At 71.2% G+C, this 13,244-nt stretch carries 10 protein-coding genes; 4 read left to right on the top strand and 6 right to left on the bottom strand.

Features of this window, described 5'->3' with window-relative positions; all coding sequences use genetic code 11:
• Positions 1-119 precede the first annotated feature (119 nt).
• Both CG740_RS28860 and CG740_RS28855 read left to right on the top strand, forming a co-directional pair.
• A complete protein-coding gene (locus CG740_RS28860; RefSeq protein ID WP_234376525.1) occupies positions 120-944 on the top strand; it encodes an alpha/beta fold hydrolase in 825 nt (274 codons plus the stop codon).
• 376 nt (positions 945-1,320) lie between these two features.
• Positions 1,321-2,949, top strand: coding sequence for a M23 family metallopeptidase (locus CG740_RS28855; RefSeq protein ID WP_100578196.1), 1,629 nt, complete (start codon positions 1,321-1,323; stop codon positions 2,947-2,949).
• 25 nt (positions 2,950-2,974) lie between these two features.
• Here the strand turns inward: CG740_RS28855 and pcrA are convergent, their stop codons facing one another.
• Positions 2,975-5,431, bottom strand: coding sequence for a DNA helicase PcrA (gene pcrA, locus CG740_RS28850; protein ID WP_100578195.1), 2,457 nt, complete (start codon positions 5,429-5,431; stop codon positions 2,975-2,977).
• A 215-nt stretch (positions 5,432-5,646) separates the two neighbouring features.
• Between pcrA and CG740_RS28845 the strand changes: the two genes are divergently transcribed.
• Positions 5,647-6,783: a C40 family peptidase gene (locus CG740_RS28845; protein ID WP_100578194.1), complete on the top strand. Its 1,137-nt coding sequence runs from the start codon at positions 5,647-5,649 to the stop codon at positions 6,781-6,783.
• A gap of 35 nt (positions 6,784-6,818) precedes the next feature.
• On the opposite strand, the gene CG740_RS28840 is transcribed toward CG740_RS28845, so the two are convergent.
• Positions 6,819-7,172, bottom strand: coding sequence for a hypothetical protein (locus tag CG740_RS28840; protein ID WP_100578193.1), 354 nt, complete (start codon positions 7,170-7,172; stop codon positions 6,819-6,821).
• Between the two features lie 360 nt (positions 7,173-7,532).
• Here CG740_RS28840 and CG740_RS28835 point away from each other — a divergent pair, with 360 nt between their 5' ends.
• The gene (locus tag CG740_RS28835) at positions 7,533-8,603 is read left to right on the top strand and encodes a C40 family peptidase (RefSeq protein ID WP_100578230.1); all 1,071 of its coding nucleotides are present in this window, start codon (positions 7,533-7,535) and stop codon (positions 8,601-8,603) included.
• 96 nt (positions 8,604-8,699) lie between these two features.
• Here CG740_RS28835 and CG740_RS28830 read toward each other — a convergent pair whose 3' ends face one another.
• From CG740_RS28830 to CG740_RS28815, 4 genes are all read right to left on the bottom strand, one after another.
• Positions 8,700-9,836 (bottom strand): alpha/beta hydrolase, encoded by a 1,137-nt coding sequence (locus tag CG740_RS28830; protein WP_100578192.1) that lies wholly within the window; start codon positions 9,834-9,836, stop codon positions 8,700-8,702.
• Positions 9,837-9,971: 135 nt separating this feature from the next.
• A complete protein-coding gene (locus CG740_RS28825; RefSeq protein WP_100578191.1) occupies positions 9,972-11,177 on the bottom strand; it encodes an alpha/beta hydrolase in 1,206 nt (401 codons plus the stop codon).
• A gap of 111 nt (positions 11,178-11,288) precedes the next feature.
• The gene (locus tag CG740_RS28820) at positions 11,289-11,969 is read right to left on the bottom strand and encodes a LuxR C-terminal-related transcriptional regulator (RefSeq protein ID WP_100578190.1); all 681 of its coding nucleotides are present in this window, start codon (positions 11,967-11,969) and stop codon (positions 11,289-11,291) included.
• On the bottom strand, positions 11,966-13,240 hold the full coding sequence (locus CG740_RS28815; protein WP_100578189.1) for a PspC domain-containing protein: 1,275 nt from the start codon (positions 13,238-13,240) through the stop codon (positions 11,966-11,968). Before CG740_RS28815 ends, CG740_RS28820 begins: the two co-directional genes overlap by 4 nt.
• Positions 13,241-13,244 lie beyond the last annotated feature (4 nt).

The raw sequence follows: 13,244 nt of genomic DNA, 5'->3' as shown, positions 1-13,244 counted from the left end.
GCACGGTGGTCCGGCCCTCTTTTTTCGGGCCGGCCGGGCGGAACCCTCACCGGCGGATCCCCATGAGGGCATACGGGGGACGGAGCGGCCTTCCGTGTGCCATTCGGGAGGTCGCCGCCGTGCAGCTCTTATCGCTTCTGCCGTCGTGTCTGCGCCGGGCATGGCTCTCGGCGGCCCTGATCCGGGCCACCGCCCTCGACCTCGCGGTGCTGGCCGGGCACCTGCTGCTCTACCCCTCGGGCCTCACCGCCGAACAGCACCCCGCGATCGACGCCACCACCGCGCCGCAGCTGCCCACCGCCGGCCGCTCGCACCCACCCGTGGTCCTGCTGCACGGCTTCATCGACAACCGTTCCGTCTTCGTCCTGCTGCGCCGTTCGCTGGCCCGGCACGGCTGGCGGCATGTCGAGTCCCTCAACTACTCGCCGCTGACCGTCGACATCAAGGTCGCCGCCGAGCTGCTCGGCCGCCATGTCGAGGACATCTGCGCCCGCACCGGCCATGCCGAGGTGGACATCGTCGGGCACAGCCTGGGCGGTCTGATAGCCCGCTACTACGTGCAGCGACAGGGCGGCGACCGCCGGGTCCGTACGCTCGTCACGCTCGGCACCCCGCATTCCGGGACGCGTACGGCTCAACTCGCCCACGCCCACCCGATCCTGCGGCAGATGTGCCCCGGCTCCGCCCTCGTCGAGGAGCTGCGTCGGCCCGCGCCCGGCATCCGCACCCGGTTCGTGAGTTTCTGGAGCGATCTCGACACGCTGATGATCCCCGTCGAGACGGCCCGCGTGGAGCACCCGGACCTGCTCGCCCAGAACGTCCGGGTGACGGGAATCGGACATCTGGCCATGCCGGTGCACCCGGCCGTCGCCGCCGGAGTGCGTCAGGCGCTGACCTCGGCGGACGCGGAGACCGCCGACCAGGACGCGTTCTCGGTGGCCTGAGCGAAGGCCACGCGCCCCGCGGCACGCCGGACAGAGAACCCGCCCGCCATCCACACATCTCCCGCACCTCGACCGCACCGGGACCGCGTGGCGGCCGGGCCCGGCCGGGCCCGTGCGGCGAACCCCCCATCCCCTGGCCCGATTTCGCCCCCGGGGCTTCCCCGTATTCGTCGAACGAATCCCGAACACAGGGCCAAGGCTCTGCACACAGCCCGCCGAAACGCGACTGATTGCCCGTTTCCCGGGACAACGGAGCCCGCGGAAGATTGTCGCTGTCGCATACCGCCGGGTACAGTCACGCCACTGCCGTCCCCGGGATCCCCGCCCTTTCGGACCCCGGCCCGCAGGATCTGTTGCCGAGGCGAGAGAGAAGTTGGTGACTGACCAGCACGCCCACGCCGGGTACGTCGGACACGACGGTTACCTCAACGGCAGCAGTGGCCATGACGGCAACGCCCCCCAGCCGCAGCACACCGGAAGCTTCGCCGTCGATCCGCTCTTCGGCGCGATGCACGACGGTTACGCCGACCGGAACGCCCAGCAGCCAGGCCACACCGGCCAGTTCGACACCGGCGCCTTCGCCTCCCCGTACGACGCCACCGGCCAGTGGACGGTTCCGGCCCAGGCGCCGGCGTACGGACGGGACAGCGCGACCGGCGGCTTCGACAGCAGCGCCTTCCAGACCGGCGCTTTCGCCACGGGCCAGTTCGAGACCGGCACGTTCGCCGGCCAGGGCTTCGCCCCGCACCCCGCTGACACCGGCGCCTTCCCCACCACCGGCTTCACGATGCCCAGCACCCCGGGCACCAACGCCTTCGACACGGGCACCTTCGACACGACGGGCCAGTGGGACGCCACCGCGTGGAACCAGGCCCAGGGCACGGGTCAGTACGACAACTCCGCGTTCGCCTCCGCGTACGACACCACGGGGCAGTGGGCCGTGCCCGGCACCCACACCGAGACCGGCACCTACGACGCGACCGCGTGGAACGCGACGACGGCCGACCAGACCGCCGCCTTCCCGCAGGCCCAGCAGGCCGCACAGGCCCAGCCGACCGGACAGACCGGGCTTCGGCCCGAGAGCGCGCCCGAGCCTCAACTCCCGCACCAGACGGCCGAGTTCCCTCAGGTGGAGCTGGTGGAGCCGGTGGAGCTCATCGGGACCGTCGAGGTCACGGCCGAGTCCGAGCCCGGCCCGGACGACAGCCCCGGCGACCTGCCCGGCGCGGCGGTGGCCGCCTCGCGGGCCGAGGCGCGGCGCGCGGCGAGCCGTCGGCGGCGTACGCCCGCCAAGCGTTCGGCGCTGCTGACCGTCGCGGTGCCGTCCGTATGCGTGATGGGCGTCGCGGGTGTCGCGGTCGCCTCCGTCGGTGGGATGAGCGGAAGCAAGGACGAGGGTGGCACGGTGGCCGCCGCGTCCGATCCGGCCTCGGTCAAGCCGGTCGCCGCCAACACCAAGCTGGACACCCAGCTCGCCAATCTCAGCGCGGACGCCAACAGCTTCGCGGACCGGGCGAGCCGGACGCAGGAACGTATCGACCTCAAGGCCCGCCAGGACGCGGAGAAGAAGAAGAAGGAGGACGCGGCCGCCGCGAAGGAGGCCGCGCGCCCCAAGTTCGTCCTGCCGGTGACGCAGAAGGGGCTGAGCGCGTACTACGGGCAGGCCGGCGTCAACTGGATGTCGGTGCACACCGGCATCGACTTCCCGGTCTCGTACGGCACCCCCGTGATGTCCGCGATCGACGGCACGATCCGCACGCAGTGGAACAGCGCCTACGGCAACATGGCCATAGTGACCGGCGCCGACGGCACCGAGACCTGGTACTGCCATCTGTCCAGCACCAAGTTCCGCTCGGGTCCGGTGAAGGCGGGCGAGGTCATCGCCTACTCGGGGAACTCGGGCAACTCCACCGGGCCGCACCTCCACTTCGAGGTACGGCCGCACGGCGGATCGTCGATAGACCCCCTGCCGTGGCTGCGCAGCCACGGCCTGGACCCGACCTGACCCGAAGGCCCCGAGGGGCCGCCGGCTACAGCTTCTCGACCGGCGCGTACCGCAGCAGCAGCTTCTTCGGGCGTTCGTCGCCGAAGTCGATCGTGGCCTGGGCGTCCGACCCCGAGCCGGTCACCGACATCACGGTGCCCAGGCCGAACTGGTCGTGGGTGACCCGGTCGCCGACCGACAGCGCGATGACCGGCTTGTCGTTGCCGCGCCGGGTCGCGAAGCCCGAGGGGCCCGACTTGGCGCGCGAGGAGGACAGCGAGCTGCCGATCCCGCCGCCGAGCGACTTGCTGGACATGGGACCGGCCGGGGCGGCCATCGGGCCCGTCCGCTTCCACTCCAGGTGTTGGACCGGGATCTCCTCCAGGAAGCGCGAGGCCGGGTTGTACGAGGGCTGGCCCCAGGCGCTGCGCATCGAGGAGCGCGTCAGATACAGCCGCTCGCGGGCGCGCGTGATGCCGACGTAGGCGAGACGGCGCTCCTCCTCCAGCTCCTTGACCTGGCCGAGCGCCCGCATGTGCGGGAAGACGCCGTCCTCCATGCCGGTGAGGAACACGACCGGGAACTCCAGGCCCTTGGCGGTGTGGAGCGTCATCAGGGTGATGACCCCCGAGCCGTCCTGGTCCTCGTCGGGGATCTGGTCGGAGTCGGCCACCAGGGCGACCTTCTCCAGGAACTCCGCGAGCGTTCCCGTGCCCTCCTCCTCGCTGCGCTCCTGCTCGAACTCCAGGGCCACGGCGGCCAGTTCCTGGAGGTTCTCGATGCGGGTCTCGTCCTGTGGGTCGGTGGACGCCTGCAACTCGGCCAGATATCCGGTGCGTTCGAGGACGGCTTCGAGGACGACCGCGGGGCCGGCGCCCGAGTCCACGATCGTGCGGAGCTCCTCCATCAGGGCGTTGAAGCGCTTGACCGCGTTGGCCGAGCGGGCCGCCATGCCGTACGCCTCGTCGACGCGGCGCAGCGCCTGCGGGAAGGTGATCCTCTCGCGTGACGACAGCGCGTCGATCATGGCTTCGGCGCGCTCGCCGATGCCGCGCTTGGGAACGTTGAGGATGCGCCGCAGCGGGACGGTGTCCTCCGCGTTCGACAGGACGCGCAGGTAGGCCAGGACGTCCCTGACCTCCTTGCGCTCGTAGAAGCGGACGCCGCCGACGACCTTGTAGGGCAGGCCGACCCGGATGAAGATCTCTTCGAAGACCCGGGACTGCGCGTTGGTGCGGTAGAAGATCGCGACATCGCCCGCCTTGGCCTCGGCCTTGTCGGTGAGCCGGTCGATCTCGTCGGCGACGAACTGCGCCTCGTCGTGCTCGGTGTCGGCGACATAGCCGGTGATCTGCGCACCGGGGCCGGCGTCCGTCCACAGGTTCTTGGGGCGGCGGCTCTCGTTGCGCTCGATCACCGCATTGGCGGCGGACAGGATCGTCTGGGTGGAGCGGTAGTTCTGCTCCAGGAGGATCGTCGTGGCGTTCGGATAGTCCTCCTCGAACTGGAGGATGTTGCGGATCGTCGCGCCGCGGAAGGCGTAGATCGACTGGTCGGCGTCGCCCACCACGCACAGCTCGGCGGGCGCCTGCGCCTCGCCGGAGGGGCCCACCAGCTCCCGCACCAGCGTGTACTGGGCGTGGTTGGTGTCCTGGTACTCGTCGACCAGGACGTGCCGGAAGCGCAGCCGGTAGTGCTCGGCCACGTCCGGGAACGCCTGGAGCAGGTGGACCGTGGTCATGATGATGTCGTCGAAGTCGAGCGCGTTGGCCTCGCGCAGCCTCGCCTGGTACATCGTGTAGGCCTGGGCGAGCGTCTTCTCGAAACCGTCTACCGCCTGGCCCGCGAAGGTCTCCTCGTCGATCAGCTCGTTCTTCAGGTTGGACACCTTGGCGCTGAACGACTTGGGCGGGAACTTCTTCGGGTCCAGATCGAGGTCGCGGCAGACCAGCGCCATCAGGCGCTTGGAGTCGGCCGCGTCGTAGATCGAGAAGGACGAGGTGAAGCCCAGCTTCTTCGACTCGCGGCGCAGGATCCGGACGCAGGCGCTGTGGAAGGTCATGACCCACATCGCGTTGGCACGCGGGCCCACGAGCTGCTCGACGCGCTCCTTCATCTCACCGGCGGCCTTGTTGGTGAAGGTGATCGCCAGGATCTGGCCGGGGTGCACCCCCCGGGTGGCGAGGAGGTGGGCGATGCGGTGCGTGAGCACCCGGGTCTTGCCGGAACCGGCTCCGGCCACGATGAGCAGCGGCGATCCCGCGTGCACCACGGCGGCACGCTGCTGTTCGTTCAGCCCCTCCAGGAGGGCGGCCGCGTCGAGCACCGGGCGCGGGGCGCCGCCGCGGTAGTGGGCGTCGCGGTCCACGGGCGCGTCGAACCGGCCGCCGAACAGGTCGTCCGGCACCGCTTCGGGTGCGTGCGACTCCTCGGGCGGGGGCGGGTGCTCCTCCTCTGAGGGCTGGAGGTCCGCCAGGAAGCTGTCGTCAAAGAGGCTGCTCATCGTCTCCCGAGTCTAGGCCGCCCCTCTGACAGTCCGCCCCCGCCTTCGGACACTCCGCCGCCGCCTTCGGAGCGAGCGTCCGCGACTACGCACCGTAAAGGTCACGGGAATGTATCGGGCCTGTCGGACATCAACCTTCCCAGGCGACAAGGGAGTTGGCTAGCGTGCCGCAGCAAGCCGGGGGAACGCCCCCGTCCGGAAGGATCCGGAAGGAGGTGTCGGCCTTGCCCTCACACCGCAAGCCGCGCACCAGAACCCGCCCCGCCGTCCCCGCCCTGGGCGTCACGACGGCCGCGCTCGCCTCGGTGGGCCTGCTGGCGCAGAGCGCGGACGCGGCGCCGGCCGCGCCGAGGCCGAGCATCGAAGAGGTGCGGAAGAAGGTCGACGACCTCTACCGGCAGGCGGATCTGGCCACTCAGAAGTACGACGCGGCCAAGGAGGCCACCTCCACCCAGCAGGCCAAGGTCGACTCGCTGCTCGACCAGGTGGCGGCCGGCACCGCGAAGCTGAACGACACCCGTCGCGTCATAGGCGGTTATGCCGCCGCCCAGTACCGCGACGGCGGCGTCACCCCGACCATGCGGCTGCTGTTCTCGGACGACCCGCAGGCCTTCTTCGACCAGGACCAGCTCATGGGCCGCCTCTCCGAGGAGCAGCACAAGACGCTGACCACCTTCGAGGCGCAGCGCGCGGCCAACGCGAAGAAGCGGGCCGAGGCCGGCCGGGGCCTGGCCGCGCTGACCACTTCGCAGCGGACGCTACGGGCCGGCAAGGAGGAGGTGCAGGGCAGGCTCGCGGCGGCCCGCACCCTGCTGTCGACGCTGACCGCGCAGGAGAAGGAGCGCCTGGCCGCGCTGGAGAAGAAGCGGCAGGACGAGGCCAGGCGCAGGGCCGCCGAGCTGGCCGCACAGCAGGCGGCCGCCGCGAAGGAGCAGCCCACCCCGCCCGCCGGCCACGCACCCACCACACCCACCACACCGTCCGGCCCGTCCGCGCCCGGGTCGTCCAAGGCCGCCAAGGCGCTCGCCTTCGCCCGCGCGCAGCTGGGCAAGCCGTACGTGTGGGGCGCGACCGGGCCGGCCTCCTACGACTGCTCGGGGCTCACGCAGGCCGCGTGGAAGGCCGCCGGGGTGGATCTGCCGCGCACGACCTGGGACCAGGTCGAGGTGGGCACCCGGGTCGCCACGGCCGATCTGCAACCCGGCGACCTGGTCTTCTTCTACGACGACATCAGCCATGTCGGCATGTACACAGGCGGCGGCATGATGATCCACGCGCCGCACTCCGGGGCGTACGTCCGCGAGGAGTCGATCTACTCCATGCCGATCTACGGGGCGGTCAGACCCGGCTAGGCCTGCCGGGCCCGGTCCGCCATCGCGCCACGGACTCAGTGCCAGAGCAGTGCGATGAAGATGTTCACGACGGTGAGGGCGCCGACCGCGCCGAACAGGGGCTTCTCGATCTTCTCGTCGTCGCGCTTCACATAGACGAGCCCGAGGATCACGATCAGGACCGCGAGCTTCACGCCGATCTTGAGGGTGTTCACGCTCATGTCGTCGGCCTGGTTGAGGCCGACCAGGGCGACGCCGGTGACCAGCATGGTCAGGGCGCCGTGCAGCATCGCCGGGACGAAGCGGGCGGTGCCCGCGCTCATCGCCTTCATCTGCGTCAGGAATCCGCCGAGCAGCGAAGCGATGCCGATGATGTGCAGGCCGACGAAGACATTGATGAGTACGTCCATGGGCCGGAGCCTAATTCCCGCTTAGCAGGCGCCGGACGGCGGGTACGGCCCAACCGGCCCTTCGGTCACAGCAGGCACGGATCCCGGGGGTCATCGCCCCGGCTCCGGTCGGAGTCGGTCACGGATCCGCCGGAAAGCGGCACTTCCCGTCAGTCCGTCGCTCGACCGTGTCTCCAGGTTTAGCGTCCTCCCCCAGGTGACCGACTCCCCACCGCCGCCGCTCCACGGGCGGCTGTCGGTCGCCCCGCCGAAAGATCCGGCGGCGGGCCGCTCCCCCTGTGCGGTCCGTCGCCGGAACGGCCCCGTCATCGGGAGCCGCAGCGCGGAAGTACTGCCGTACGGAAGGACGTGAAGGCCCTCGTGGCTGCGCACCGAAAGCCCAAGCAGCATCCGCTCGGCGGCCCCGCCGCCCGCACCGCCGCGACACTCGCGCTGGCGTCGGCGGCCACCGCCACCCTCTTCGAGGGCTCCGGGCACGCCGAGCCGAAGCTCACCCCGGCCCAGGTCAAGGCCAAGGTCGACCAGCTGTACCACGACGCCGAGGTGGCGACGGAGGCGTACGACGGGACGAAGGAGAAGGCGGACGCGGCCGCGCGTTCGCTGAACGGGCTGCGCGACGAGGCCGCCCGCAGGACCGAGCAGCTCAACACCGCCCGCAACGCGCTCGGTTCGCTCGCGGCGGCCCAGTACCGCAGCGGCACGGTCGCCCCGGAACTCCAGCTGATCCTGTCGTCCGACCCGAAGCGGTACCTGGACGACGCGGCCCTCGCCGAGCGGGCCGGTGACCGTACCGCGGTCGCCGTGGCCGGGGTGCGCAAGCAGCTCGCCGAGCTGGACCGGCTGCGCTCCACGGCTGACGGGAAGCTCACCGAGCTGCGCGGCCGGCAGGCCACGCTGGCGCGCCAGAAGAGCGACATCCAGTCGAAGATCACCTCGGCCGAGGCCCTGCTGGCCCAGCTCAGCGCGCCGGAGCGGGCCTCCTACGAGGAAGCCGACGCGGCCCCCGGCGACACCCGGGCCAGCCGCTCGGCCGACGCCCCGCGCGGCACGCCCGGGACCGCCCCCCTCGCGACCGCCCCCAGTGCCCGCGCCGCGGCCGCCGTCGCCTTCGCCTACGGGGCGCTCGGCAAGCCGTACGTCTGGGGCGCCACCGGTCCCTCGTCCTTCGACTGCTCGGGCCTGACCCAGGCCGCCTGGCGCTCGGCCGGGGTGCAGCTGCCGCGCACCACGTATACGCAGATCAACTCGGGCAGCAGAGTCCCGCGTTCCCAGCTCCAGCCGGGCGACCTGGTGTTCTTCTACTCCGGGATCAGCCATGTCGGGCTCTACATCGGTGGCGGCAAGATGATCCACGCGCCGCACCCGGGGGCGCCGGTCCGGGTCGCGCCGATCGACCAGATGCCGTTCGCGGGGGCCGTCCGGCCCGCCTGAGCGGTTCACCTGGGCGGTCCGCCCGGTGGGGTGCCCGGTTGAGCGTCGACCCGGGGCGAGCCGGGCCGAGCCGAGTCCAGCCGAGCTGACGTTACGTCAGATGCCGCGCCCGCCGCCCGGTTTGGCCATGGCACCCATCTCCTTGGTCAGCCAGCGGAACACCTCCGGGACCTGGGTCTTCCACACCGCGCTGGCGTGGCCGCCGCCGTTGAGCTTGAGCACGGTCACCGCGGTGGGCGCCTTGGCGGCCTTCTTCAGGGCGAGCCCGTCCGCGAAGCCGTCGGTCTGCTCGCCGGAGACGAACAGCGAGACGTGCGGCGGGGTCTTGGCGTGCTTCAGGATCCACAGCGGGTTGGACTCCTCGCGCAGCTTGGGGTCCTTCGCGGTGATCGAGTCCTTCTCGGCGGCCGGGTCGTTGTAGCCGGACAGGTCGACGCCGGCCCGGTAGCGGTCGGGGTGCTCCACGGCGAGCTTGGCGGCACAGTGGGCGCCCGCGGAGTATCCGGCGACGGCCCAGCCGTCGGCCCCGGTCTGCGCGCGGAAGTTGTCGGTGACCATCTTGCGCACGTCCACGCTCAGCCAGGTGTCCGCGTTGACCACGCCCGGCACGTTCGCGCAGCCGGTGTCCTTGCCGCTCAGGAGGGTGGTGCGGGGCGAGACCAGGATGAACGGCGCGACCTCGCCGCGCTGCATCATCGGCGTGAGCTGCTCCTGCGCCTTCAGCGTGCCGAACCAGGCGCCTATCGACCCCGGGTAGCCGGGCAGCAGCTCGACCACGGGGAAGGACTTGTCCTTGTACTCCGGGTCGTTGTACTGCGGCGGCAGCCACACCGCCACATCGCCCTCGACGCCGGAGACCTGGCCCTTGAGCATGGTCTTCATGACGTCCTTGCCGACCTTGTTGGTGTACGGCTCGAACTTCTGCTTCACCTTGGGCTCGGTGGCCGCGTTCCGGCCGCCGGTGCCGTCGGGGCCGAGGTCGGGGGCGGCGTTGACATGATTGCCGCCGCCGAGCAGGTCGTCCCAGGTGTCGTACAGGCCGTTGGCGTTGTTGACGAACAGGAAGACCACGAGGATCGCGGTCACCTGGGCGAAGCCGAGCATGAGGAGCCGCGAGACCCAGCGCACCAGCGCCGGACCGCCGATCCTGGTCCACAGGACGAGTGGCAGCAGCAGGGCAGCCGCGGCCGCGAGGATCGCGATCACGAGGAAGGGGGTACCGGTCAGGCTCATCACGCCACGGAAGAGGGGCGAGCAAGAACACGAGTTGCCCGCTTTGCCAGCATTTTACCAAAGGGTGACGGCTCGTGCCCTTTACTTCTCACCCCGTACCGCTGCCGTACGCCTTCCGTCCTACCTCCTTCCGTCCTACCTCCTTGCGACCCCCTCGCCCGTGGCCTGCACGACCGCGGCGTCGTGGGCCCCGCCGTCGGGACGCAGGCCGCCGTCCGGTCCCGTCGCCTTCTGGACGCCGCTCACCTGGCCGGACAGCCAGCGGAACACCTCGGGCAGGAGCGGTTTCCACACCACGTTGAGATGGCCGCCGTACGTCTTCTGCACCCACACCCTGGTGGGGGTCTTCGCGGCCTCGCGCAGGGCGAGCGCGTCCTCATAGCCGTCGCCCGGCTGACCGGTCAGCAGGAGCGAGGTGCGCGGCGGGTGCTTGGCGTGGCGCAGCATCCACAGCGGATCGGTCTCGCGGCGCAGCACCGGGTCCTTCGCCGTGATCGAGTCGGACTCGGCGGCCGGGTCGTTGTAGCCGGACAGCGAGACGGCCGCGCGGTAGCGGTCGGGGTGCTCGATCGCGAGCTTGGCCGAGCAGTGGGCGCCGGCCGATATCCCGGCGACGGCCCAGCCGTCGGCGCCGGTCTGCGCACGGAAGTTGTCGGTGACCATCTTGCGCACGTCCACGCTCAGCCAGCTGTCCGCGTTGACCACACCGGGCACGTTGGCGCAGCCGGTGTCCTGCCCGGCGAGCAGCGAGGTGCGGGGCGCGACCAGGATGAACGGCTTGACCTCGCCCTTCACCATCAGCGGCCGCAGCTGTTCGGTGGCGTCGAGGTTGGTGAACCAGTCCTTGGCGGAGCCGGGGTAGCCCGCGAGCAGCTCCACCACGGGGAAGTCCTTCGCCCGGTAGGCCGGGTCGTCGTACTGCGGCGGCAGCCATACGTAGACCTCGCCGTCGGCCCCCGAGACCCGGCCGGTCAGATGGGTGACCTGGACGCCGGCGCCGAGGGCCGCGTCCTCGACCGGGGCGAACGCCTGCCGCACCCGGGGCTCCTTGGCGATGCTGCGGCCGCCGGTGCCGTCGGCCCCCAGGTTGGGCGCGGCGGCCACATGGCCCTCGGTGCCGAGCAGATCGCCCCAGGTGTCGTAGAGGCCGTTCGCGTTGTTGACGGCGACGAACACCACGACGACCGCCGAGGCCTGGGCGGTGAGCACCATGAGGAGCCGCACGGCTCCCCGGACCAGGACCGGGCCGCCGACCCGGTGCCAGACGAGCAACGGCACCAGCAGGGCGAGCGCGGCCACCACGATCGCGGTCACGAAGAAGGGCGTTCCGGTCAGGCTCATCACGTCCGGCAAGAGTGACATGAGCGCGCCCGGGTTGCCGGTTTTGCCATGGTTTTACGCAGGTAAAGCCGCCGCTCACCCCAGCGGCGCAGGACAGGTCGCCCCAGCGGCTCACACCAGCCGGCGTGCCGTCGCCCAGCGGGTCAGCTCGTGCCGGTTGGAGAGCTGGAGCTTGCGCAGCACCGCCGAGACATGGGACTCGACGGTCTTGACGGAGATGAACAGCTGCTTGGCGATCTCCTTGTAGGCATAGCCCCGGGCGATCAGCCGCAGCACCTCGCGCTCGCGCTGGGTGAGCCGGTCCATGTCCTCGTCGACCGGGGGCGCGTCCGTGGAGGCGAACGCGTCCAGGACGAAGCCCGCCAGGCGCGGCGAGAACACCGCGTCGCCGTCCTGCACCCGGAAGATCGAGTCGACCAGATCGGTGCCGGTGATGGTCTTGGTGACATAGCCGCGGGCGCCGCCGCGGATCACCCCGATCACGTCCTCCGCCGCGTCCGACACGGACAGCGCGAGGAAGCGGACCGGCCGCTCCGCGTCCGCCATCATGGCCGCCGAGCGGCGCAGCACCTCGACGCCGCCGCCACCCGGCAGATGGACGTCGAGCAGCACCACTTCGGGCCGGGTCGCGGTGATGACCGTGATCGCCTGGTCGACGTCGGCGGCCTCCCCGACCACCTCGACGCCCGTGCTGTCGGTCTGGCCGATCTCCGCCTGGACTCCGGTGCGGAACATCCGGTGGTCGTCGACGAGGACCACCCTGACGTGGCGGCCTGTCGTTTCCTCGGTCATCCCTGTGCCCTCTCCATCTCCAGCTCGACCTCCGTGCCCCCACCGGGCACCGAACGCAGCCTGGCCGTACCGCCGTTGCGCCGCATCCGGCCGATGATTGATTCTCGTACGCCCATCCGGTCGCCGGGAACCGCGTCCAGGTCGAATCCGGGGCCGCGGTCCCGCACGGAGACGAAGACCGTGCGGCCCTCGACCTCGGCGTACACCTGGACGGCGCCGCCCTCGCCACCGTACTTGGCCGCGTTGACCATTGCCTCGCGTGCGGCCTGCATCTGTGCGGTCAGGCCGTCGTCCAGCGGGCAGTCGCCGACGACCACCACTTCGAGCGGGACGCCGTGCTTGTCCTCGACCTCGGCCGCCGCCTTCTTCACGGCCTCGGCGAGCGTCTCGGGCTCCTCCTCCTTGCCGGTGCCCTCCGGCTTGTACAGCCAGGCACGCAACTCCCGTTCCTGCGCGCGGGCCAGGCGCCGCACCTCTCCGACGTTCTCCGCGTTGCGCTGGATCAGGGTCAGGGTGTGCAGCACCGAGTCGTGGACGTGGGCGGCGACTTCGGCCCGCTCCTGGGCCCGGATGCGCATCAGGCGTTCCTCGGAGAGGTCCTGCGTCATGCGCACCAGATAGGGCCCGGCGAGCAGGGCGACACCGGCGAGCACGGCTATCGCCGCCGTCAGGACGTTGCCGAGCTGTGCGGCCGAGCCGTTGACCACGACGAAGCCGGTGAGCCCGGTGCCGACCAGGGCGACCCCGGCGAGACCCCGCGCCACCGGGAGCCAGCGGCTGCGGCGGGCGCCCTCGGTCCAGCGGGCCCGGCGGGTGTTGTCGGCCTGGCGCCAGACCAGGATCACGCCGAAGCCGATGAGGATGCTGGGGAAGACGTACGGATTGGCCCAGCCGCCGACGTCCACCTTCGAGGCGAAGACGGCGGCCCCGAAGAGGAGCGCGACCAGCGCGACGATCTGCCCCTTGTCGGGCTTGCGCAGCCTGCGCCGGCCGTCCGCGCTGACCTCGAACGCGGAGCGCGGCCCGGCCGTCGTACCGCCCAGGCCCAGCGGCACCACGAACCAGAACACCGCGTAGAGCAGCGCGCCCAGGCCGTTGATGGAGAGCAGCCCGAGGAAGGCGATCCGCACCCACACCACCGGAAGGCCGAGGTGTCCGGCGAGCCCGCGCGCGACACCGCCGAGCATCCGCCCCTCGGCGGAGCGGTACAGCTTGCGGACCGGCGCGTCGTCGGCCTCGGGCGGCGACAGGCGGGGGGTGGCGACTGGCATGCCA

Source organism: Streptomyces sp. CB01201 (assembly GCF_002803085.1).
GTDB classification, from domain to species: Bacteria; Actinomycetota; Actinomycetes; order Streptomycetales; family Streptomycetaceae; genus Streptomyces; species Streptomyces hundungensis.
Note: the sequence above shows the minus strand (reverse complement) of the source record. Positions and strands in the feature narration are given on the sequence as shown.